This window comes from Lacrimispora sp. (genome assembly GCF_032078915.1).
Lineage (GTDB): Bacteria > Bacillota > Clostridia > Lachnospirales > Lachnospiraceae > Lacrimispora.
Map to the genome: position 1 here is coordinate 144,184 of NZ_DAMAUN010000002.1, position 24,001 is coordinate 168,184.

General features: G+C 43.8%; 15 protein-coding genes. 3 read left to right on the forward strand and 12 right to left on the reverse strand.

What is annotated here, in order from left to right:
* Nucleotides 1–245 precede the first annotated feature (245 nt).
* Nucleotides 246–5,987, reverse strand: a complete 5,742-nt coding sequence (locus RT269_RS01755) for a polysaccharide lyase family 8 super-sandwich domain-containing protein (protein ID WP_313180284.1) — start codon at nucleotides 5,985–5,987, stop codon at nucleotides 246–248.
* A gap of 646 nt (nucleotides 5,988–6,633) precedes the next feature.
* On the opposite strand from RT269_RS01755, the gene eam reads away from it, so the two are divergent.
* On the forward strand, nucleotides 6,634–7,896 hold the full coding sequence (eam, locus tag RT269_RS01760) for a glutamate 2,3-aminomutase (protein ID WP_313180285.1): 1,263 nt from the start codon (nucleotides 6,634–6,636) through the stop codon (nucleotides 7,894–7,896).
* Between the two features lie 511 nt (nucleotides 7,897–8,407).
* Nucleotides 8,408–9,439, forward strand: a complete 1,032-nt coding sequence (locus tag RT269_RS01765) for an AI-2E family transporter (RefSeq protein WP_313180286.1) — start codon at nucleotides 8,408–8,410, stop codon at nucleotides 9,437–9,439.
* Between the two features lie 75 nt (nucleotides 9,440–9,514).
* Here RT269_RS01765 and dcd read toward each other — a convergent pair whose 3' ends face one another.
* The 8 genes from dcd to RT269_RS01805 form a co-directional block, all read right to left on the reverse strand.
* A complete protein-coding gene (gene dcd / locus RT269_RS01770; RefSeq protein ID WP_313180287.1) occupies nucleotides 9,515–10,048 on the reverse strand; it encodes a dCTP deaminase in 534 nt (177 codons plus the stop codon).
* Nucleotides 10,049–10,066: 18 nt separating this feature from the next.
* Nucleotides 10,067–11,593 carry an LCP family protein gene (locus tag RT269_RS01775; RefSeq protein ID WP_313180288.1) on the reverse strand — a complete coding sequence of 509 codons (1,527 nt, stop codon included), beginning with the start codon at nucleotides 11,591–11,593 and terminating at the stop codon, nucleotides 10,067–10,069.
* Between the two features lie 555 nt (nucleotides 11,594–12,148).
* The gene (locus RT269_RS01780) at nucleotides 12,149–13,006 is read right to left on the reverse strand and encodes a Cof-type HAD-IIB family hydrolase (protein ID WP_313180289.1); all 858 of its coding nucleotides are present in this window, start codon (nucleotides 13,004–13,006) and stop codon (nucleotides 12,149–12,151) included.
* Nucleotides 12,984–13,742, reverse strand: a complete 759-nt coding sequence (locus tag RT269_RS01785) for a glycerophosphodiester phosphodiesterase (protein ID WP_313180290.1) — start codon at nucleotides 13,740–13,742, stop codon at nucleotides 12,984–12,986. The genes RT269_RS01780 and RT269_RS01785 overlap by 23 nt, the downstream gene beginning before the upstream one ends.
* Before the next feature lie 25 nt (nucleotides 13,743–13,767).
* Entirely contained in the window at nucleotides 13,768–15,162 is a 1,395-nt protein-coding gene (locus RT269_RS01790; protein ID WP_313180291.1) for an ABC transporter substrate-binding protein, read from the reverse strand.
* Nucleotides 15,163–15,236: 74 nt separating this feature from the next.
* Nucleotides 15,237–16,112, reverse strand: a complete 876-nt coding sequence (locus RT269_RS01795) for a carbohydrate ABC transporter permease (protein ID WP_442913810.1) — start codon at nucleotides 16,110–16,112, stop codon at nucleotides 15,237–15,239.
* Between the two features lie 32 nt (nucleotides 16,113–16,144).
* Nucleotides 16,145–17,011 (reverse strand): carbohydrate ABC transporter permease, encoded by an 867-nt coding sequence (locus RT269_RS01800; protein ID WP_313180293.1) that lies wholly within the window; start codon nucleotides 17,009–17,011, stop codon nucleotides 16,145–16,147.
* 11 nt (nucleotides 17,012–17,022) lie between these two features.
* Nucleotides 17,023–18,123: an ABC transporter ATP-binding protein gene (locus RT269_RS01805; RefSeq protein WP_313180294.1), complete on the reverse strand. Its 1,101-nt coding sequence runs from the start codon at nucleotides 18,121–18,123 to the stop codon at nucleotides 17,023–17,025.
* 471 nt (nucleotides 18,124–18,594) lie between these two features.
* Between RT269_RS01805 and glmS the strand changes: the two genes are divergently transcribed.
* Nucleotides 18,595–20,412, forward strand: coding sequence for a glutamine--fructose-6-phosphate transaminase (isomerizing) (gene glmS, locus RT269_RS01810; RefSeq protein ID WP_313180295.1), 1,818 nt, complete (start codon nucleotides 18,595–18,597; stop codon nucleotides 20,410–20,412).
* A 113-nt stretch (nucleotides 20,413–20,525) separates the two neighbouring features.
* On the opposite strand, the gene RT269_RS01815 is transcribed toward glmS, so the two are convergent.
* The 3 genes from RT269_RS01815 to RT269_RS01825 are packed head-to-tail and all read right to left on the reverse strand — an operon-like array spanning nucleotide 20,526 to nucleotide 23,989.
* A complete protein-coding gene (locus tag RT269_RS01815; RefSeq protein WP_313180296.1) occupies nucleotides 20,526–21,740 on the reverse strand; it encodes a phosphopentomutase in 1,215 nt (404 codons plus the stop codon).
* Nucleotides 21,737–22,894 (reverse strand): alanine racemase, encoded by a 1,158-nt coding sequence (locus RT269_RS01820; RefSeq protein ID WP_313180297.1) that lies wholly within the window; start codon nucleotides 22,892–22,894, stop codon nucleotides 21,737–21,739. The genes RT269_RS01815 and RT269_RS01820 overlap by 4 nt, the downstream gene beginning before the upstream one ends.
* Nucleotides 22,895–23,989, reverse strand: coding sequence for an aminotransferase class V-fold PLP-dependent enzyme (locus tag RT269_RS01825; RefSeq protein WP_313180298.1), 1,095 nt, complete (start codon nucleotides 23,987–23,989; stop codon nucleotides 22,895–22,897). It lies immediately after the preceding gene.
* Between the last annotated feature and the right edge of the window lie 12 nt (nucleotides 23,990–24,001).

Here is a 24,001-nt window from a genome sequence, read left to right on the forward strand (position 1 = left end):
ATAATGTTGATGAATAAATCCAGTCAGTTTAGATTGGTTCATAGGAGCGGGAAGTGTTGTGACAAATAATATCCCCTCCAATGCAGTTGCATTAGGTGCAGAGCAACATTAAATAAGGCCGGGAGGGAACTTGGGTAAAAATAATGGATGCTGCAAAACTAACATCAGTTAGTGAAGCAGCATCCATCAACTTTATTGCCTTTTACAATATTATTACCTTTTACAATAGATTAACAGCCTGACACTTATTGGTTCCATACTCCATTGCTGTCAACCAGCCAGCCATCTGGAGTCACACCATTCATGTATAACGATCCACGCGGGCGTGAGTGACCTTCTGGCTTTTTATATTCCCATTTCTCCTGATTCAGTGCCCAGCCGGATGAACCTTCTGCTTGTGTGGTTAAATAATACCATTTCCCTTCTATGCAATTCCAGCCTTCTGCCATGGCTCCGGATGAATCCAGATAATACCAGGAGCCGTCCAACTGATCAAAGACCCAGCCGGTCTGCATGGCTCCATCTGAGCTCAGCCAATACCATTTTCCATCGACCAGGAGCCAGCCTGTTGCCATATTGCCCTTATCATTGAAATAGTACCACTTTCCGTCCATCTTCTTCCAGACAGAGCTGGCTGTGCTTGATTCAGAGTTTCTATCTCTGTCCTGGCTTCCATCTCCGTCCTGATTCGTTTTCCGGAATTCACCTGTAATATAGGTATCCTGCAGGAGCAGGAACTCATATTTTCCGTTCTTGTCTGGTGACACTGTCTTTCCGTTAACAGATAGACGTTTTAAACGATATCCAATATCAGGAACTGCCTTAACAATTACCTTTGTTCCCTTTTTTCCTTCAGAGAGATTGGCAGTAATGCTGCCGCCTTCCAGACTGTCATCAATGGACACTTGAAAGTGTTCTTCTTCTGTAATACTGTTAATTATTAAGGTCACTGTTCCGTTATCCGTTATCACAAATGAAATTTTATCCGTTTTGTGATTCCAATATACGGGCAATTGTCTGGTTTCTCCATCTGACCCCTTAAATGCCGCAGCAATGGAACTACTGCCCATTCCCTGATTTGGAATGTCCATCCACACTTTCACCGGAGCATTTAACGATATGGGCTTTCTATTTCCATACTTATCCTCCAGCTGAAGCTGAAGCCCGAAGGATTTCCGGAATTCTTTTTCTGTTTCCGATACATTGCCGTCTGTGACTGACATAATTGCAGTACGGATCTCCTGATCATCTTCCTCATCTTCAAAGAACCTGAAAGCGGATGAGGGTGACGCCTTGCTTGCATTGGAAGCAGTCGCTCTTACTGCATTGGAGGGAGTTGCACTGCTTCCTGTGATTTTAATGGGTATGCTTAACGCAGCCCCTGCAATCTGTATACCAGTAATTTCTGTTTCAGTGGAATCCACTCTGCTGTCTATCATGCAGTCTTTTGCGGCCATCGCAGCCTTATACAATTCTTCTAATGTAATCAATTGATCCATCAAATATGTTGCCAATTCCTCATTTGAAACGACAGTTAAAGCATTGACTGCTGATCTGATGACTTTTTGTACCTTGTAATCGCTGTAATCACCGCTGCTTATCGCCTCTTTTACCGCATCTTCAATAAGAGACTGGACTTTTTGAATGTTTTTGGGTAATTCTGGTCCTACTTTTCCGCCCAAAGATACAAAGGCCTGAAGCTTTATCCCATTTTCCAGTTCGGCAGTCACGTTTAACCGGCTGCTCTCTTCAAAATCATCAATATCAAGACCGCCTTCTTCATCGATGCCGGTACCTGTTTCTAAAGATTTATCTCCTGTGACTTTCCAGGTGATATTCCCTGCATCATTGGTGTAATCATTGACTGCAAAGGACATACTTTGTCCGGGAGCAAGGGTAACGGCCTGCGGATACAGGGAAGCCGCCAGCTGCATTGTTGCATAAGAATTGGAACCGTTGGTTCCTTTTGCCTGAATGGTAAGTTTTGCTCCGTATTCTGTCAGTTCTGCCTTTACATTCTCGTCTGATGAAAGAATTTCTGTCACAGGTTTATTTATTTCGATTACAATAGTACCTGTATTTTTCATCGTAGGATCAGAGGCTGAGACAGTCAGAATTCCATTTTCATCTTCTTTTGCCATGAAAGATGCAGCACCTTTTATGGAGAAGTCTCCTATTTTTGCAGCAGCATTTGTCCATATATTGGCTCCAAGTATATTTTCGGATCTGTCGTAAACAGCCTGCATCTGTGAAGTGTTTGACAGGACTGTGATTTGTGGTTCCCTGGAATACTGTTCGGTTTCTTCAGCGGTCATTCCTGGGAGAAGAACATACTCATACGTGGCATTTTCGGGATTTTTTCCATGGTCAAACCACATTTCCAGATAGTTCTCTTCCGCTTTTCCATTTGATGTTCCGACCATTGACCAGTCTCCGGCATTCCTTGCTTTTCTTACCGATATGGTTTGAGAACCGGCAGGGAAATAATAACCGATATCGCTTCCGGCGGTATTGCCTTCCAAATGGGCCCATGAAACATCAGAAAGCGTTGTTCCTGACACATCCACTTTTCCGTCTACAATATCTTCTAAAGATGCGGACTCAGTCATAAGATCTTTTGGCTCTCCGTTGATGATCAGAGCATTGTCGCCATCCTGCCTTAAACGCCTGTTTTCAATAATGCTTTCCACCGGATATTCTTCACCGGAATTGGATATGCCGGCACCAAGACATATGATCTGTTCCCCAAGCATAAACCAGGATTTCTTTGCGGACAGATTAGGGGAATATGCCACGGCAGGAGAACCTTCTCCCTCTTTGACCCGGACTTCTCCGGTTAAAGACATTCCGTTAATTCCGTCATTCTCTATGCTGCTGCCTCCGACCCAGGATTCCCTTGAACGGAAATCGCCGCCTTGGGCAAAGCCTGAGCTGTCCGGCTGACCGTTACCGATATTCTTGGAAACGAGGGTCGTTCCCGCCAACCGCAGGGGATTTACAGTGTTCCAGAAATTTTCCGTATACTGCATGGTATCCTGATTGTATAAGTAGGTCATACCGCTTCCCTGATGCCAGCCATAACGGTTTTCATGATTCATGATTTCCGTATTCTGAATACGTTCTGAATACATGGATAGAGCCATCAGGAACTTGTCTGTCCGGTGAAACGCCCGGTCCATGAGAGGCAGATTTTTATGTATCGGAGCAATGGAGGTGGTAATTGAATCATCACCCTGAATTTCCATAGCTTTTTCCTTTATCGATATATACTCTGCTCCGCTTAAGGTTTTAATAAATCCGGGATCAATCTCCATCCAGGCTTTTAATGAACTTTTTAATTCTTCCTGTACTTCAGGGGAAACGGAATCCATAAGCTGGATCATAAGAACCATAGCTTCTCTTCCTGCATCCCGGTTACTGCCGGCAGGTCTTGACACAGAACGTCCTTTCAGAGAATCCAGCATCAGACCGTCATACATTCCATTCAAGAACCCTTCTTTCAAGTAGAATTCCAGGTTTTCCTGCACTTCTCTGGGATATTCCCATGGTGTTCCGGCAAATAGAGGCGGCATTCCTGCCCCGCCTTTCAGAAACTCAATTCCGTAGGACCCTAAATATGGCACATGGGAATGGTCAAGATAAGAACCATCTGCATAGAAACCGCTGGTATAACCCTGATCCGCAATTTTGCTACTGTCTTTTAAGCTCTGGATAATAAAAGTCTCCGAAGAAGCTTTTTGAGCCATGTAAACAAGCTCATTATCTTCTCTGATAATTCCCAGTCCTAAGGCGATCCTGGAACAGTCAATAATATTGGCTCCCTGGGCCGTCCGGTATCCCTGAGCATGGGTGCTTCCGGTTCCAATGATGCCTTCATGATAAGGATCCGGCTGAAAGAAATACAGTCCCTCGGTATAAAGGCTGATTTCTTCCTCTGTCAGCTGGTCATATATAAGGACCAGTATTGGAATAAGGTCTTTGGGAACGCCGATTTCCCAAGTCCACCAGTTATCTGTCTGGGTCTTTGGTGAGTAACATTGGGAACACAGATAGTTCATGATCTGCTTTATGTCCTTTATCAGGTCCTCATTTTGGTAATAGAGGTTCCCCTTTGCTGCATATGCCTTTGCCATTGCCAGCACCTTTTTAAAAGACGGCCGAAACTCTACCGCATCATTCTCAAAAGGAATCTCCGGGTTGCCCTCAGCTCCTTCATCCTTAAGCCAGGGGATTCCGGCACAGGAATCCTGTCCTTTATAAGCATACGCTTCCCATGCAGATTTTGCCTGAGCCTGAATGTCGTCAAGGATCACTCCGCCTCCATCAAGACCAGTCAGATCATTTCCGATGAGGGAGTCCTTCCACCGTTTGCGGATTGTCTCGTAATCTTCCGGTTCTGTCTGGGGTAGATTTGCCGGATCTTTATATAGGACTGTTACGTTCCACTTTTTTTGTTTTCCGGTTTCATCAGTGGCCAGTACTGTGACAATTCCTTTTTCATTTGCCATCAACAGTGCGTCTTCGCCGGAAAGCTTTTTTACAGAAGCGATGTGGCTTCCATCAGCATCTCCGGCTTTTCTGGTTCCGTCTGTTTCTCCATCCAACAACTCTCTCTTAATCTTATTACTTCCCGCATTGCGTACATAATTCCCGTCGGGCTTTGGTATTTTAACTTCCCAGCGAATGCTGCCGGATAATTCCGCCGGTTTTTCAATCCGCCCGTCTTCTCCTCGCACCAAAACAATCTCATCTCCTGTTATCGCTTCAGCCGCCTTTCCTTCAATAGTCAGAACCACTGGCTCAGATCCCATTTCGGAAGCATCGAATTTAAGGAAAATTGTAGAGCCAAAAGAGGAATCTGCCAATGCCTTTTGGTTTGAATTAGTTAGTATGCCTTTTCCCCGGGTTTCCAGTGTTACCTCCAGATAACCATCGGTTTGGTTCTCAGGCTTTGCTATATTTAGCGTTATATTACCATTAGAAGGATCTTTTTTTACGGTAAGTGACATACTCTCATTCATTGTTAAGGGCACTACCTGATTATCCAGTCTGATGCTGTCGGAAGACCACTTGTTTACAGATACAATCCCTTCTACGATACTGGAAGCAGCCTGTATCTGGGGAGTATTTACCAGAAGCCTTGCATCGGTTTTGTAGAGAATTGAATTTGAGTAATCAGCGGTTGTTTTCCCTGCGACCATGGTATACTGGTAGGTTTCTCCGGGAGCAATAAAAAACTCGGCCAACTGAGCCGTATCAGACTCTTTCGTGTTCAGCCGATAGTATACGTTTGAAGTAGTCAGGAACGATCCTGTCTCCCCATCTCCAAACACATAGGACCATTGCAGTTCATTATTGTTCAAGTCGGACGCGCTGAGCCAGTTTCTCTGGGTGTGGACCCCTTTTGTCGGTGTATTAATGAGGGTAATCCACTGGTTTGTGCTTGCTGCCAGTACATTTCGGTATCCGTTGTTGGGATTTGTCAATGCCAGCTTTGTATCTTTTATAACCGGAATATTATCTACAACGGTTATGAGCTGCCCGCTGCTTCCTGTTTTTGCCTTGAGGCCTGCTCCGGCACAAAGGATCTCGCCGCTGAATAAAAACCATGATTTAACGCCATGAACCTCATTCCCCAACTTTACGCCTTGTGCACCGTAAGTTTCCGAAAGCGACTTCATTGACAGTTCTGTTGTGATGTCGGCCCCTCGGAATTGGTTTCCCCCTTCCCAGAACATGGTTGTTCCAGGTACTAGTTCTTCATTCGTGGTGTTCCATGCCAAAGCCGTATCATTACTTTTTGATAGTGACAGACTTCCCCCTCCCACAGTAGGATTAATGGACGCAGCATAATGCCGTGTGTTTAATAATTCTGATCCGGATATTACCGGTAACGTCTGTCCGGCAGCTGGAACTGTCATGATCATCTGTATCGCCAGACACATGCTTGTCACCCGCCTCCACTTGTTCCTAATCTTTTGCTTCACACAAAATTCCTCCTTTTTTATTAAAATAATTATATTAGTGATCTTGGACCTGTTGGTAAGTTGCCCTGCCTTTACCATAAAAACAGTTATAGATATAATATAAAAATTTATTTAATTATATGGAATTTTTTTACTATAATAAATGAACTATTTTAAAAATAATTGTAATATTTTAATGTTTTTAATAATTATAAATTTAATTTTATAATATTTTTGTAAAAGATGTATTATTTGTGGAAAAGGTAACTGTTACAACAACCGTATTTATTTGTTTGAATACAATCCAGATGAAGTATAACCTTCAGTTTTAAGGAATTGGTTTATTCATACGGTTGACGAAGCAACAACTTTACTGGTATAATTGAGTTGTTGCTTTGCCTGATCTGACATTATAATCCATCATCATATCTTAAATTTATGAATACCAATAATGTTTCATTTTCCAACAAGCAAAAGCCCTGTTTAAGCTGCCTGGCGGAAAAACCACATGTAGTATCCAATCATCCCGCAGAAGTACTATTAAATAAAATTTAAACACACCACTGATTGTTTCGTAAAAGTATAGAAGCTTTCGTTTTTCGATGCAAAAATCTCCATAGGAAGTTTGTTTTTTACGGAGTGAATAATATATGTAAGGAGAAATTATATGGGAAAAAGCAAAAAACAACAGGTATCAATTGAAAGGGCAGAAGAATTAAAGGGGCGAATCGAAGATTTTTTAGAGGCACGCAAGAGAATTCCAAAAGGAATGGATTTAGAGGAAGAATTCATTAAGAGGAAAACCAGAATATTAGAAGTACTGGATGCCACAGAAGAAAATTGGAATGATTATCGATGGCAGTTAACTCATAGGATAACAGATGTTGAAACTTTAAGTAAAATCATTTTCTTAAGCGAAGCAGAAAAAATGCGCATTAAAAAAGTCGAGAAAAAATTCAGATGGGCGGTTTCTCCCTATTATTTAAGTCTGGCAGATCCGGAGGACAGATATGATCCTATACGATTATTATCAATTCCAACCCATAAAGAATTGGATGATACCTGCATGGATCTTGATCCCATGGGAGAAGAATTTACAAATCCGGCAGGCTGCATTACAAGACGATATCCAGACCGGTTAATTATTAATGTGACCAATGAGTGTGCCATGTACTGCAGGCACTGTCAGAGAAGAAGGAATATCGGGGAGGAAGATGTTCATCGGTCCCGCAGCATGATCGGGGAGTCCATTGATTATATAAGAGAAAATGAAGAAATCAGGGATGTGCTGATCACCGGCGGGGACGCCCTGTGCCTTTCTGATGAGTACCTTGAGTGGATAATAAAGCAGCTGAAAGAGATCCCTCATGTTGATTATATCCGCCTGGGAACCAGATGCCTTGTAACCATGCCACAAAGGATCACAGATCAATTATGCTCCATGCTGAAAAAATATCATCCGATCTATATAAACACTCATTTCAATCATCCCAAAGAGATTACGAAAGAATCAAAAGCGGCATGTGAGAAACTGGCTGATTCCGGGATCGTTCTGGGAAATCAGGCCGTATTATTAAATGGAATTAATAATGATAAGTACATCATGCGGCTGCTCAATCAAGAGCTTCTCAAATGCAGGGTAAGACCTTATTACATCTTTCATGCAAAGCATGTTCAGGGAACCGCTCATTTTAATACATCCATTGATGACGGCATAGAGATCATGGAATATTTACGAGGCTATACTTCTGGTATGGCGATCCCCACATTTATAGTAAATGCTCCCAAAGGATTGGGAAAAACGCCTATCTTTCCCAATTACATTGTATCCCGGGGACCAGGCTATGTTCAACTAAGAACCTGGGAAGGAAATATCGTTAAATACGAAGACCATGAAACAAAGGATATCCGGTATTATCTTGAATCCTGAGTGAACTGAAACCTATATTCGTATGTCAGGCAAGTTTCCAGGGCCTGATGAATTTCCTTCCGCACTGTCAATAATCCTAAGCGGAATATTATAGGAAAAGCATAGATTGAATATCGGACAAGATGACGGCTTTGTTAGTCTCTTATCCGGCATTCAATCTATGCTTTTTAGAATTTTATATTAAGAGGTATATTTAACAGCAACTATTTGTCTTATTCGGGTTCACCATTGCTATTTCATTTATAAGCTTTTTCATATGCTCTGTCCCGGAATTACTGATATCACAAGCAAGAATACTGCAATTAACGCTACAATAACATCAAGGAAGATGATACTGCTCAAGTTTCATGACCCTATGGTGCTGTTAAGAAGTCATTATAGATTTTACAAATTTATGTCCAGGTATTTTCAAAGCTTTATACTTATACTATAATTGGAATACAGGCCTAAATTCGACATAAATAGTACATAATTTATAAATACATGTTTTTGGGTAAGAAAGGTAAACGGAATGGATAAGTTTGATGGAATTATCAATAATACACTTGTAAAAAAGATTTTAAGTATCGTACTGCTGGTTTTGTTTATGTATTTCTTTCGAGGCATGCTGAATCAGCTATTGCTCATATTTATAGTTACATTTATTTTGGGGCAGCTGCAAAAGTTTATCTATGATAAAGTTAATTCCCGTATGAAAATCAGCCGTAAGCTGATTACTATTTTTATGTACATTATAATTGTGTTGTTTTTCACCATATCCGGTATTGTCTATATTCCGAAGGTTACCCAGCAGCTATTTGATATCGTCGGTTTGATTTCTACCTTTGATTTGAGTCAGGTTCAGTCAAAGTTCGACATTAATCTGATGAATATTATGCCTGAGGATCAGATCGACGCTTATATCCGGTTAGCGGAAAGCCATCTTTTGGGGTTTGTTGCAACAGCAGGTACTTTTAGCATCAATTTATTAATGTCCTTCTTGATAAGCTTTCTTTTCTTACTGGAGAAGGATGAAATCGTTACGTTTTTGGGACACATGGAGCAGAGCAAAGTTTCCTTCCTGTATGAATACTTTAAGTTCTATGGGAAAAAGTTTTTAAATTCTTTCGGTAAGGTAATAGAATTGCAGATTGTAATTGCATGCATTAACTCTTTTCTGTCTGTGCTGGCTCTGACAATTATGGGATTTCCCCAGACATTGGGGCTTGGAGCCATGATTTTTATTCTGGGACTGATTCCTGTTGCCGGGGTGCTCATATCCATGATACCACTTACAATTATTGCGTTTAACATTGGAGGCGCTATAAAAATCGTTGAAGTTATTGTGATGATCGTTATTCTCCATTCTTTGGAAACCTATGTGCTGAACCCTAAATTAATGTCTGCAAAAACAAAGATTCCCGTATTTTTGGTGTTTATTATTCTAATGGTGAGCGAACATTATATTGGAGTCTGGGGTCTGCTTTTTGGCATTCCTCTGTTCATGTTTTTCCTGGATATTATGGATATTAAGGTAGGAACAAATAATAGTAAGAACGTATGAAAGGTATAAGTTATTCATCAAAATAAGAGATCAGGGCCGCCGATAAGTTCAGCTGGCCTTGATCTCCTTTTTTCGTTACGAATCTATATCCATAAAAACTTTTGAAGCCGTTGCACCCTTTTGTCCCTGATATTTTCCGTTGTACGGATTTAAAGCATGATCATCTAATTGTGCAAAAACAAGCTGTCCTACCCGGCGGCCTGCACATAGCTCGATCGCACATCTGTTTGCGTTAAAAAGTTCTAATGTGATTTCACCTTTAAATCCCGGATCCACCCAGCCTGCATTTTGAATGAACAGCCCCAGCCTTCCCAAGGAACTGCGGCCCTCCACAAAGGCCGTCAGATTATCTGGCAAAGAGAAATATTCCATGGTGGTGGCAAGTACAAACTGTCCGGGCAGAAGTAAATACCGATCCGTTTCTATGATTTTATATTGAATCTCATCATTTAAGGAAATAATCCCATTGCTTGTATCGTCAACGACACAAAACGTATTCCCAAGTCTGATATCTACGCTGGCAGGCTGAATCTGGTGCTTTTCCATTGGTGATATTGTCAGCGTTTTATTCTCTAGCATCCGAAGAATTGTTTTATCAGATAAAATCATAAATAATTTCCTTTCTCCTTATTCTCCTGGACCGATCTCTCCGTCAGATCCCGGACCTTCCTGTACTCCCGGATTTTCTTCGGCTTCTTTTTCCGGTTTTGTTTCCTTTTCCGTTTCTTTCTCCGGTTTCTTCTCTTCCTTTGTTTCTTTTATATTGGCCCCAGGCCCAACCAGGCTTCCGTCATCGTTGGTGGGAACTTCCGTCCTCTCCTGCTCGGTTGTTTCCGGGATCACTTCTTTCGTACTTTCTGCTGTGGTCTCTTTCACACTTTCCTCAGTGGCAGCTTCCGTTTGTGCAGGAGCGGTATCTTTTGATGATGAATTATCCTTTTTCTTGCCTCCAGAACTTCCGCCGGTTGGAGCATTCTTTCCAGGATCTTTCATGCCGCTTTCCTGGGCGATCTTGTCGCTGATCTTTTTCACCGCTGATGATGGAGAATAATCAGCCTGATTATAAAGAAACTGGTGGAGCTGGATGACGTTACTCTCTAATGTGGTAGGGATAACACAATCCATTCTGCCGATCTTCATGGTAGTGCGTGAAAATGGGAAACCGTTTGTTTCTCCTATGTGATATTTGTTGATTCCTTTGGCCACGGACAGAACATCATTTATGCCAATGCTGGTAGATACCTGCGGAAATACGGTAGAAACCAGAGTGCTTAATGTACCAAAATCAGCATTTTTTGCTTTCTCCATTGCAAGACTTATCACCTTACGCTGGCGCTCTGTCCGGTTAAAATCCGTATCCATGAGACGGAGTCTGGAATAGGCCACAGCTTGTACTCCATCTAAATGGTTCATCCCTGCTTTTTTCAATTGATAGGAGCCGATTCCGGTGGAATTAACAGTTTCCGTAATAAAACCATTGATATAAGCGAATTCTGAATCTGTAATTTCCAAATCGACTCCGCCTAGAATGTTAATGGCGTCAGCAACAGCCTTCCAGTTAAAGGTAGCATAATCGTCAATGTTAAGATCCAGATTCTCATTTAGTGCATCCACTGCCTGTTTATGACCGCCTTTAAAATAGGCTTCATTAATCTTGTGATAGGTTCCTTTGCTGTCAATCTTTAAATATGTATCTCTGAAAACCGATACCAGTTTTATCTCACCGGTAGCCTTATCGATGTTGCAGATCATCACCACATCGGACAGAGCTCCCTTTTCAAGCTTTCCATCCCGGGAATCTACGCCAAAAACGGCAATGGTCCAATAACCTTTCTGATGCGTGCGCTGTTTGAACAGAAAAAATACGCCAAGCAGTACCAGCGCCAAAATTGCAAGCTCCATTAATATTACTCGCTGCTTGTGTTTTCGTTTCCGTTTTTTATCCGCTTTATGTTTGGTGCCGTTTTGCGGTCCGTTATATCGTGCACGCGGGTTTCTTCCGTCACCTGTACTATAATAGGTTCTATCTCCTCTTACCGTCTGCGGCTGGCGCTTTTTTTGTGTCGGAGGAGTTTTATCTGCGCTCCTCGTCCTTTTACTGCCCTCCCGGCTTTTGCGGTCCCGCATACGGTCTAATTCATCCTCATAATCCATGATCGAATAATTAATCCTTTCCAATATTTTCTATGGCAGATCCCATCTATTCTATCAGAAATATGCCTATGATATCTTGCTTTTCTCTTAATTTTATCAGTCAATCAGCTATTTATTGTAACACAAAATATTCACCTTGACCACTATAAAAATCATGAAAGAGGATAGAAGAACCGCACCAGCCTTACAATGCTCAACTGAACCAGAAAAGTATTGTTGAAACAATAAAAGCAACTGCGCCGATTTTGGCCGAAGTTGTTTAGTAAGGGGTTCGTAAGGGTATTTATAACACACCATACCCGCTTGGAAACCATAGAGTATATTCTTGCTGTCAAAAAGCAGAAAAGTGCTCAGGGAACTATGCTGAACGGCCATAAAACAGCTTTTAGCGGGCTAACAGAATAATTTTATCCATGTAGCAGCATATTTGACAAAACAGTATAGCCTGGTTGAACTACGGCCAATGGCCGTAACGCAGCCAGGTTTATTTGTACCTGTAATCTGGGGACTAAAAAAGAGAAAAAGATTTGATGTTTTTTAAGATTGGTAAAAGAATCAATAATTTGCGGCTGCTTCCGAAAGGATCAAAGAGTCTATGGCGACGGCAACCCCATCTTCATCATTATTTCTGGTTATGAGGCGTGCGCTGCGTTTTATCACTTCCGAGGCATTGCCCATGGCTATGGTATACCCCAGAGGAAGGCTGAGCATGGAAAGATCGTTTTCACTGTCTCCAATGGCAAGGATTTCCCTGGGATGGATGTTGGTGCTTGTTGCATATTCCATCAGGACAGATCCCTTTTGCGCACCTATGTGAGTCAATTCCAGATTGGAAGGGGCAGATGAAGCAACTGAGATCCCTTCTTCTTTTTCCAGAGCGCAGCGAATCTGCATTAAGATCTCCGGGTTTTCATGGACAACAGACATTTTATATATCTCCCATGAAGACCCAAGCAGCGCTTCTTCTGTTGTAAAATGAAACCGCTTTGCAATGGTCTCATAGGTATGCTCATCGGAAACCATGGGAAGAAAAATCTTATCCTCAAAGCTTTTCCGGAAGTCTTCCATGGTGGAGGTGGTGTAACTTCCCTCTTCTGTCATAAAATCATAAAGTACTGAAAACGGCCGGCAAATATTAAGAATGCGGTTTACCTGGTCTTTTAACAGCGGCTGTTTTCGCAGCTGTCTTCCATAACTGTCAAAAACGGCAGCACCATTCATACAGATAATATCGCAGGAAATTCCAGCTTCCTTTAAGGGGCTGGAAGCATCGGCAAAGCTTCTGCCGGTGCAGACAACAAAACCGATGTTCTTCCGCTTAAGAGCTTCAATGGCGGCAATATTTAAGGAGGAAACCTTTCCATATCGGTTTAAAAGAGTTCCATCCATGTCAGATGCTACTAATCGTATCATATGTTTTTCCTTTCTTATTTACAATTTCTTTTGCAATGTCAGGATAATTGGTTATGATTGCTTCAATTTCCAGTTCTGCAAGGTATTCCATCATATTTTTATCGTTCACGGTCCAGACATGAAGAGGGAGCTTCTTCTTCCTTGCTTCCTTAATCAGTTTTTTAGACCGGAGGAGGTTAAGAGACGGGTGAAGTGCATCAGCCCCTATTAATTTTGCGTATCCTGGAACGTTAATGAAACCATCTGAAAAGAGAAGTCCGGTTAATGCTTTGGGATTTAATTTCTTCACCTTCACAATGCTGGGGTGATGGAAGGAGGAATAGATGACCCGTTCCTCCAACCCAGCTCTTTTTACCTGTGTTAATGCTTCCTTTTCAATTCCTTTGTAGCGGAATACTCCTGTCTTCAGTTCAATATTAACAGTGAGATCAAAAGGCTTTACAAGCTCCAGTACTTCGATCAGTTCGGGAATGACTGAGGTGCCAGATTCCGGCTGGATTTTGCTGCAGTAAAACCTTTTTAGTTCTTCCATGGTGAAATCCTTTACGTAACCGGTACCATCACAGGTGCGGTCAATGGTTTCATCGTGTATTACAGCCAGCTTTCCATCCTTTGTCATCTGTATATCCAGTTCAATTCCGTCTGCTTTCTGCCTGATGGCCAGTTCAAAAGCCTCCAGTGTATTTTCCGGCGCATAAGCGGAAGCGCCTCTGTGAGCCCAAACCTTTGTTCTCATCTGTCAATATCCTCTCTAAATGTTATTAATTGTTAATAAGATTATAGTCTTCAATGGACTTATTGATGCTTTCTGCCATCTTAGCAACTGCATCTTCCGGAGTCCCCTTGTTGTTGATCATGTTCTCGATCTCTGTTTCCACGATCTGCCTTGCTTCAGGGAATACACTGAGAAGCGCTCCGGCGGACTGAGGTGTGGAATCATGAAGCTGATCAATGGCTGTTTTAAACTGAGGGTATTGTGCAATGTTGTCTTTGAACACGGCTTCGTTATGAGCGGCAACCGTAACAGGAAAATAACCGGTCTGGGAATTCCAGTAGGCCTGGCTTTCCGGGGAAACAAGGAATTTAACAAATTCCCATACAGCCTGCTGCTTTGCCGGATCCTCATTGTTTAATGCCCATAAGGAACCTCCGCCAATGGAAACGCCGCCTTTATCATCGTCGCTCACCTTAGGAAAATATGCGGTTCCTACTTCGAATTTGCCGTTCACATCGTTTAATATCTGTTTTAAAGATGCGGTGGAGCCCAGTGTCATAGCTGCTTTGCCTGCACTGAAGTCAGCAAGCCCTGCATCACCGCCCCGTCCCACATTAGGAGCATAACCCTTATCCGATAAATCCTTCCATGCTGTTAAGGTTTTGACACCGGCTCCGTTTTTATCGAAATCAACAGCCGTCGCCGCTTCTTCTCTTCCATTTCCATTGTCGGCATAGTGAGCCTGCTGCTTGCAGGTGAACTGCTCGAAGAACCAGCCATAAATACCTAAGGATATTACCTCTCCTGCTCCGCCCTTGCCAATAAGATCGCCGCCGATTTTTTCAATTCCCGGAAGGCTGTCAGGAATTTCCGTGATGCCGGCTTTCGTAAAGATGTCTTTATTATAATAGAGGATCGGGGTAGAGGAATTAAAAGGCATGGAGTATAAATTTCCATTTACGGTGTAATAGGCTGCAATGTTTGGCTCCACCTGAGTTAAATCCCAATGGTCCTCATCGATCAGCTCCTGCATGGGAATGACCCAGCCGGAATCGATCATGAAACGGGTACCGATGTCATAAATCTGGACCAGATCAGCGCCCATATTGCCGATCTGAGCACTTTTCAGCTTGTTGATGGCATCGTCATAGCTGCCTTGATACTGGGCTTCTACGGTAATGCCGGAAGTGTTTTCCTTATTGAATTTCGTTACAAGAGTATCGATGGCTTCTCCGTTTACACCTCCCATAGAATGCCAGAAGGTTATGGTTGTGTTTGCCGGGCTGCCAGAGCTTTCAGCAGTCTGGGCGGCAGTCGTCTGAGCTTTTGCAGCGGTCGAACCGGCACTGCTCGTTTCTGTTCCTGTCTGCCTGGCGCAGCCGGACAATGCTCCTGCTGCCATCATGACTGCCATACTCATGGCAAGTGCTCTTTTCTTCATCTTCTTTCCTCCAAATTTTATTTTTTATATTGAAGTCCGATACGCCTGGCGGCTCGTCGGACGTCTGAACCAGGTCAGCCTTTGACTGCTCCTGAGAACATACCACGGATCAACTGTCTCTGCCCTGCAATGAAAACAGAGATAGATGGAATGATGATCATGACAACACCTGCGATCATCATGGAAATGGACTGGGAATCCACGCTGTCCAGCATGCCGATTCCAATCTGAACCGTTCTCATGCGGTCTGAGCCGGTAACAAGAAGAGGCCACATATACATGTTCCAGGCATTGATAAAGGTATAGACTGCCATGGCCCCGATCGCTGATTTGGTAAGAGGGATCAGGATGCTGTAAATAAATCTTAAGTTGGAACAACCGTCAATTCTTGCGGACTCATATAAGGATACAGGAAAAGATTTATAAAACTGCCGGAAAAGGAAAATACCCATGGCAGAGGTAAGATAAGGAATAATTAATACCTTATAGCTGTCAAGCCATTGCAGCCCGCTTACGGTCAAATAATTAGAGATGATGGTTGCCTCTCCCGGTATCATCATGGTTGCCATGACAATCATGAACAGCAGGTTTTTTCCCTTAAAATCCAGAAAGGAAAAAGAAAATGCCGCAAGGGAACAGGATAAGATCTGCCCGAATGTGATACAGCCTGCTACAAAAAAGGAATTGACAATAAAACGGTTTAAGGGGATTTTAACCATGGCCTGACGAAAGTTCTCAAGGGTCGGATTCCCTGGGATTAAGTTCATATCAGTTGTGAACAGTTCACTGGAAGGCATGAATGCAATGCTCACCGCATACAAAAGCGGAAGCAAAACAAACACGGCCACGGCCAGGTTTATGATTACAAGAGCCACCTTTCCCGCCCTTCTGCGGAAAAGGGCCTTCTGATTGGCAGACTGCTTCAGTTTTTCCAGCTCATCCTGGTTCATATCTTTGGAGGCTGCGGTGATAATGGATTCCATCAATAGCTTACCCCCTTCTTTTCTAAGCGGAACATACATAAGGTGAGGATCATGATGATGAGGAACAACAGCACGGACTGGGCGGCTGCACTCCCGAAGCGGTAGTTAAAAAAGGCATCCCGGTAAATGGAGTAAACGATCAAATTGGTAGATTCCCCGGGCCCGCCCTGAGTCAGGACCTTGACCTGGCCAAAGGACTGGAAAGCCTGAATGATATTGACCACCAGGGTGTAAAACATGATAGGGCTTAAGCCGGGAAGCGTCAGGAAGAAAAATCTCTGAACGGCATTTGCTCCATCCACAGAGGCCCTTTCATAAATGGTCTCATCAATGTTGCTGAGCCCGGCGCTGAAATAAAGAAAATTGATTCCGCTGTTCAGCCAGGCTGTCAACAGGGCGACACAGGCCAGGGCATACTTGGGATCACTGATCCAGTTGATATGGAATCCCAGGATCTTATTAACGATTCCAATGGAAGGATGAAGCATGATTTTAAATATCATGGCAGCGGAACTGGAAGCAATGGCCATTGGAAGTGCGTAAGCAGTGCTGAAGATCCGGATCCCGGGAAAGGTTCTGCTGCAAAGAACCGCAGCAACGAGCCCCAAAAGCATGCTCACTGAAACGACAATTATGACAAATACTGCTGTTACCAGAAGGCTGTTGAAAAAAGACGGGGAATTTAATAGGTCCTTATAGTTTAAAAGACCTACATAAAGCTTGGCCTGACCCATTTTATTGGTTTTATATAAACTTAAATATATCGTTTTGAAAAACGGGAAAAACAGGAATACTGCAAATATTGCCATTGCCGGGACCATATAGACATAAGGCCCTGCTTTCTTTACAATTGTTCTTAGGTTCATAAGATAGCTCCTTAAACGTATAAAATATTTTGCTCCGTATCCATATCGAACAGTTTAATCCGTTCCATATCCGCATAAACCGGTAAACGGTCGCCGGATTCTGCCTTAACATTGGGACTTAACCGTACACATATCTCATCCCTGTTGATTCGGCCATGGAAAAGTATTTCCGCCCCAAGGACTTCTTTCATATCCACATCCAAAAAGAGCTTCTGTTCTTCTGGTCCTGCTTCATGGAAATCTTCAGGCCGGATCCCCAGGTAAACGCGCTTTCCCACATAACCGCCATCCACCAGCCGCTTTGCACAGGTTTCATTGGCAAAGAGTTTGTTTTTGCCAAATTCCAGGCAGATCTTCCCTTCTCTTCTCTCTACCCAGACAGGCAGGAAGTTCATGGAGGGGGAACCGATAAAGCCTGCCACAAATTTATTGACTGGATTCTGATAAATGTCATTTGGAGCTGCTGCCTGCTGGATCACACCGCTGTTCATGACTACGATCCTGGTGCCAAGGGTCATTGCCTCCACCTGGTCATGGGTAACGTAAATGATGGTTGCTCCCAGTTCTCTGTGGATTTTAGCAAGCTCTACACGCATCTGTGCCCGCAGCTTGGCATCCAGATTGGATAGAGGTTCGTCCATCAGGTATGCCTTTGGCTGGCGGACAATAACGCTTCCGATGGCAACCCGCTGCTTCTGCCCTCCAGATAAGGCAGAAGGTTTCCGGTCAAGCAAATGGCTGACATGAAGGATTTCCGCCGCGCGGCCGACTCGTTTCTCTATTTCTTCCTTCGGGACTTTATGTACCTTTAAGCCAAAGGCCATATTCTGATAGACCGTTAAGTGGGGATAGAGAGCGTAAGACTGGAATACCATGGATAAGTCCCTGCTTTGGGGGCTTGTCATATTCATAAGCTGTCCGTCTATCCACAACTCACCGGAAGAAATGTCTTCAAGCCCTGCTATCATGCGAAGTGTCGTAGACTTTCCGCAGCCGGATGGGCCGACCAGGATCAAAAATTCCCTGTCTTTGATATCAAGATTAAAATCCTTTACAACGGTGAGGCCGTTTTTATAGGTTTTACACACATTTACAAAAGACAAACTTGCCATAGATCATTATTCCTTTCTGCATATCTAAAACTCATTTTATAGATTAGATGTAAAATGAAAAAGAAGCTTTTCGTAAAATGAATGTAAATCATAGTATTGACGCACAAACGATCAGAGGCTATAATAAACTAGATTTATGAAGGAGGCATAAATAACAATAGCAAAGCTAAGCGCCATGCACCAGTTGATGCGGTCGTGAACATTTTTCCCTGGAAAAATGGCATCAAGGGTTGACGAGGTGAAGGGTTATCGAATATTCGGCGGATGCCCTTCCATGCCCCTCCGGGCGTGTATCCCACGTGAAATATGCAGGTAACTGCAAAACAAACGCGTTGGAACCGGGGACTTAAAACAGAATGTAATAAAATAGCTGCCGTTTTTAAATTTGGAGCCAGACAGCTTGTTTTTTTGTTTGCCATTTTTAAAGACGAGTGCAGACACAAATTGAAAATTTAAGGAGATTGTAAAATTATGTGTGGAATTATTGGATATACAGGACCATTAGACTCTAAAAGAATATTGCTTGATGGATTGTCCCAGCTGGAATACCGGGGGTATGACAGCGCAGGCATTGCTCTTTTTATGGAGAATTCTCATACTCGTCTGATCAGACATACTGGAAAAGTATCTAATTTAAAGGAAGAATGCAAAGGAATCACTGAGGTGTCCCATTGTGGTCTTGGACATACCAGATGGGCAACCCACGGAGGTGTAACGACCCAGAATACCCATCCCCATCAGGCCGGGCGGATTACCCTGGTTCATAACGGCATTATAGAGAATTATCATCAGCTTACTCTGGATTTTCATCTGGAGGGAAAGCTCCGCTCTGAAACAGACAGCGAGGTGGCTGCCTGGGTTTTGGAGAGCATTTATCAGGGAGATCCTGTGGATGCTATTTCAAAATTTACCGCCTATTTAAAAGGTTCTTACAGCTTTTGCGTGATGTTTGAGGATCATCCCGGTGATATCTTTGCTATCCGCAATGTCAGCCCTCTGGTGGTGGCCTATACAAGATCCGGTTCTTTTGTAGCTTCGGATTTAACTGCCCTCATTCCATACACCAGGCAGTACTTTGTGGTTCCTGAGAATCATATTGTTAAACTCACCTCCTATAAGGTACATCTTTATAACCTAGAACAGCAGGAAGAAGTACCGGAGATGATGGAGGTAAACTGGAACATGGATGCTGCCATGAAGAACGGATTCCCCCATTTCATGCTGAAGGAGATCCATGAACAGCCGGAGGCCCTTAAAAACACCATATTGCCGCGCCTGGTAAAGGGACTTCCGGACTTTGGCGATGACGGCATACCGGATACAGTGCTCAAACAGTGTACCCAGGTTCATATCGTGGCCTGCGGTACTGCCATGCACGCAGGGATGGTGGCCAGGGCTCTTATGGAGCCGCTTCTTCGGATCCCTGTTACGGTTTCCATTGCTTCTGAATTCCGTTATGAAGAGCCGCTCATTGATCGCAATACCCTGGTCATCATCATATCCCAGTCAGGGGAGACCATTGATACCCTGGCGGCTTTGCGTCTGGCGAAGGCCTGTGGCGCTTCTACTCTTTCTGTGGTCAATGTAAAAGGGTCTACCATTGCCAGAGAAAGTGATTATGTTCTCTTTACTCATGCAGGCCCGGAAATCGCAGTTGCCAGCACCAAAGCATACTCTGTTCAGCTTGCGGCCCTTTATATGGTATGCTGCCGGATGGCCTTTGTCCGGGGAAATTATGACCATGAGGAAGCCGAAGACTTTATTAAAAAGCTGCTTGATGCCATACCGGCCATGGAGGCTATGATTGAAAAAAAGGATGAGGTAAAGGCCTTAGTAACACACTTAATCAATGAGCCGGATGCCTTTTTTATCGGGCGGGGTCTTGATTACGCCTTCTCACTGGAAGGGGCTTTGAAATTAAAAGAAATCTCCTATATTCATGCGGAAGCCTATGCTGCGGGAGAATTAAAGCACGGTACTATTGCTCTTATAACGGATCAGGTTCCGGTTATTGCCATTGCTACTCAGGAGAAGATTTTTTCAAAAACCATCTCCAATATCCGGGAAGTAAAGGCAAGAGGTGCATTTGTGATTTTATTGACAAAGGAGAAAGCAAAGATTGAGCCTGGGATTGCCGATGTTCAGATCAATATTCCGGAAATCGGCGACCGGTTCACGGTATTTCCAATCGCAGTTGTGCTTCAGCTTATTGCATATTACGCTTCTGTGGGAAAGGATCTGGATGTGGATCAGCCAAGGAATCTGGCGAAGTCAGTGACGGTTGAGTAATCTCATAGGAAAAGAAAGAATCATGAGGGGGGCGGCCTTAGCCGTTTCCCTCATGATTCTTTTACGGTGTCAATCGGAATATTCGCAGCTTGATGAAGCTAAATTTTTTTCCATCAATTTTTAAGAACCGGCAGAAAGGATTCACCGTTTTGCGGAGCATCTGTGCCAAAATAATCACATACGGTTGCGCCAATATCAGAGAGAGTTTTTCTCCTTCCCAGCCTTTTTCTTGTTATTCCTTTTTTATAAACGAGAAGGGGGACACGCTCCCTGGTATGCTTACTGTGACCGATATTGGGATCATTTCCGTGGTCGGCCATGATCACCAGAATGTCCTGGGAAGTCAGTTCCGGTAAAAGCCTGCTGATTCCCTGGTCTGCGATTTCTAAGATCTTTTTATAAACCATGGTGGACTGGGAATGCCCGGCTAAGTCTGTTTCCTGCACATTGGTACATAAAAAGCCCTGATTCATGGCTACTGTTTCCCGATATGTTAAGTCCATCACTTCCTGTGTTGGTACGCAGGAAATGCTTAACCCTCTGTCATTGGATACAATATCCGCCACTTTTCCAATCAGAGTACAGTCATACCCTGCTTTTGTAAGAATCGTGGGGGCCTGTACGTTCTGATCCACCCCATAGCCTAAGTGTCTGCACTGGTAGCCCTGATCATAGGACTTGGATTTTGCAGAGGCAATGCCGATAAAACGGCCTTCTTTCACTTCTTCGGCATTCCAGAGATCCTCCATGGTATTTCCGGTCCCTCCAAACACAATCACTCTGCCTACGGTTACTACTTCTCTTACCTTTCTGGCTATGGCATATTCCTCTTCAAAGGAGATCATATCCAAAGGAGCCGTTACATTGTAGCACATCCCTAAATCTGCTTCCAGATTATCAGCTACGGTCACGTACTGGTCTACCAGTAAATAGCGCAGCCCCTGCCGTTCTATGACCTGTACCTGATGTCCATTAGCCTCCAGGTGTGCTTTTACTGCGTCTGCTTTCTCCTGAAAAGGATGAACTTCTGGTTTTTTCGGAAGTGTTCCCATAATTTCCTGATGCCCCATAAACGTATCTGCTCCATAATGCATAAGCTCGCAGCTTCCGAAATTTGCTTTATGTGAGAATTTCATGGAGGCACTTTCCTCTCCATAGGCATTCATGAGTCCCAGTTTTTCCAGTGCCGGGAGCTTTAGATCGGGATAGTCCTTTAAGATGCTTCTAAGGGTATTAGCCGTTTCATCTCCCGGCCTGGCAAGACGTGCATCTTCCATGGCTCCGATGCCAAATCCGTCCAATACGATAACGATCAATCTTTTTTTCATAGCTTTTTCCCCATGCTGTCATATATTCCAACAATTTGCGGTTTTTTATTTTTCAATCCTTCCAACAGCACCACATCCGACCGGGTAACGAAGATCTGATAGCGGAATGCCATGACCACAGTATCTCCTACTGTCCCTTCTTTCGTCAGGCCGAAATGATAATCGATGCTTTCATTGGAAGGCGGAATAACCCCCATTTCGGTGTAATTATCATAAGAGGTCCCAACAAGTGCAGACTTTACGTGGGAACGCCGGTAATAGCCGCCGCCGTAACAATAGGCCTGCCCTTTAAAATTGTGGGATATTTCACTTACATAAGTAACACATGGGACTTCCTCCAGCATATGGTGCGCATGCATTGGAGTCGTTCCGGTCAGGCCATGGCCCGGCTCGGCACAGTTTCCTCCCATTTCTTTGATCTTGTTCAGGGCGTAGGTACAGGAGCCGGAAGGCGAATTGAGGATGGTTACATGCAATCCGCACTCCTTTAAGATCTTAGCCGCATGTTTTACGGTATCCATGTTCCTGGTAGATATCAGGTCATGGACAGTTTCATCATATAAAAAGCAGGGGAAAGATGTGACACCTGCAATTCTTACACAGGGATACAGTGTTTTGACCCGTACTGCCAGATCTTTTAACGCATCAATATGAAACCCTGCAGTCTGCCCTGAATAGATCATATCGGAATCGCTGGTAACACGGAGAATGATCTCCTGGGAAAGCCCCAGTTTCTTTGCCGCCTGATGGACCTGACTGATTTTCTCTTCGGAATATACCGTGATCATCTGAGGCTGGTATGCTACGATCTCCTCAACCTGGGCAGTGGGAATCTGTACCAGATGCCCGACGTTTGCGATCGGGATCTGGTGATCCATCATAACTTTGGCTTCTTTATAATCCACTACAACGGCCCCTTCGTAGCCCAGTTCCACCAGTTTCCTTGCCAGATAGGGATTTCTTCCGGCCTGTTTCAGCATGAAGAACAACCGGATCTCCTTTTCTTTTGCTTCTTTTAACATGAAAGATGCATTATCCAGAAAGGTATCCACGTCTATCACATAAGAATCCGGTTGGATCAGCCCGCTCTGATGAAGCTCAAAGGAGGCTTTGATCAGTTCCGGGTTTCGTTTTAAGGTCTGCTCTAAAAACATTTATATCACTCTTTCTACAGCTTCTTTTATAATGTGCATAATGGTATCCGCCCCGGATCGCATCGGGTTGATTCGGATCATACGGCTTTCCAGTGTAGGATCCGTACTCCGGAAGGTACCGGATACCCGGTAAAACATGGGAACCAGCTCGTATTTTGATTCTGCTCCTACTGGATTCGGTGCTGCTCCCAGCTTTTCGGCTTCCCTAAGGACTTTTTCTGCAATGTTCTCATAAAACTCAACCAAAAGTACTTTTGACTGTGCATTTGCCAGAAATGCCTGTTTTACCTGAGGGATTTCACCTGCGTTCAGACGTTTTACACATACTTCATTTACCTGGGCCTGGATGGCCAGGGCCACAGGCGCATAGGCAAGGCCGTGTAGCACATCCAGGGCTTCATGACCCTGAACCTGTGTACCTCCCGAATAACTTTCTTTCACTAACTTTTCAATATAACAAGCCTTTCCTACGATAATTCCTACGCCTTCCGGGCCCAACAGCTTAAATGAGGAAAAACAGGAAAGGTCCGCGCCGCACTGAATGCCGATCCGGCTCACTTTCATGGCGGCGTAGTTATCATCAGTTAATATGGGAATATCAATGCATCCCTTAATTGTTTCTATTACCTGGGCTATGTCATAGCGGTCATCCGGTTTTTGCCTTGTGTATTGGATGAGGGCGCCCTTAATGTCATTGTTTTCTTTTATCACCCGGCGTATATCGTCCGGATCATTATAATCGGCCTCTACGGTCGGAATATATAACATTTCCAGAGATGTGGCAGTCGTGCTGTAAACAGGCGCCTTGTGCACCAGGATTTTTTCAGCCGGTTTTAATATGCTGTGGAGTCCCATTCTTATAGCTCCGCTTCCGGCTCCTCTTACCAGGATACAGGCTTCCCCCTCAAACAGATCCGCAATAACACGTTCTGCTTTTTTCGTGGTTAACGGCTTATTAAGCCCCGGAACAACCCCTAAATCTCCACGGTTTAAAATCTCGCGGCCGCTGAATGACTTTGTGATACAATCGATCACTTTAAACTGCAGTCTGGCTGCCTCCTCTACTGAGATGCTGGATAACGGATAGGTCTGCATTTTATCTTCCTC

What these genes read in the sequence shown, in the direction of transcription:
- eam (WP_313180285.1), top strand. Translation starts at nt 6,634, where the DNA reads ATGGGAAAAAGCAAAAAACAACAGGTATCAATTGAAAGGGCAGAAGAA.
- RT269_RS01765 (WP_313180286.1), top strand. Translation starts at nt 8,408, where the DNA reads ATGGATAAGTTTGATGGAATTATCAATAATACACTTGTAAAAAAGATT.
- dcd (WP_313180287.1), bottom strand. Translation starts at nt 10,048, where the DNA reads ATGATTTTATCTGATAAAACAATTCTTCGGATGCTAGAGAATAAAACG.
- RT269_RS01775 (WP_313180288.1), bottom strand. Translation starts at nt 11,593, where the DNA reads ATGGATTATGAGGATGAATTAGACCGTATGCGGGACCGCAAAAGCCGG.
- RT269_RS01780 (WP_313180289.1), bottom strand. Translation starts at nt 13,006, where the DNA reads ATGATACGATTAGTAGCATCTGACATGGATGGAACTCTTTTAAACCGA.
- RT269_RS01785 (WP_313180290.1), bottom strand. Translation starts at nt 13,742, where the DNA reads ATGAGAACAAAGGTTTGGGCTCACAGAGGCGCTTCCGCTTATGCGCCG.
- RT269_RS01790 (WP_313180291.1), bottom strand. Translation starts at nt 15,162, where the DNA reads ATGAAGAAAAGAGCACTTGCCATGAGTATGGCAGTCATGATGGCAGCA.
- RT269_RS01795 (WP_442913810.1), bottom strand. Translation starts at nt 16,112, where the DNA reads ATGAACCAGGATGAGCTGGAAAAACTGAAGCAGTCTGCCAATCAGAAG.
- RT269_RS01800 (WP_313180293.1), bottom strand. Translation starts at nt 17,011, where the DNA reads ATGAACCTAAGAACAATTGTAAAGAAAGCAGGGCCTTATGTCTATATG.
- RT269_RS01805 (WP_313180294.1), bottom strand. Translation starts at nt 18,123, where the DNA reads ATGGCAAGTTTGTCTTTTGTAAATGTGTGTAAAACCTATAAAAACGGC.
- glmS (WP_313180295.1), top strand. Translation starts at nt 18,595, where the DNA reads ATGTGTGGAATTATTGGATATACAGGACCATTAGACTCTAAAAGAATA.
- RT269_RS01815 (WP_313180296.1), bottom strand. Translation starts at nt 21,740, where the DNA reads ATGAAAAAAAGATTGATCGTTATCGTATTGGACGGATTTGGCATCGGA.
- RT269_RS01820 (WP_313180297.1), bottom strand. Translation starts at nt 22,894, where the DNA reads ATGTTTTTAGAGCAGACCTTAAAACGAAACCCGGAACTGATCAAAGCC.
- RT269_RS01825 (WP_313180298.1), bottom strand. Translation starts at nt 23,989, where the DNA reads ATGCAGACCTATCCGTTATCCAGCATCTCAGTAGAGGAGGCAGCCAGA.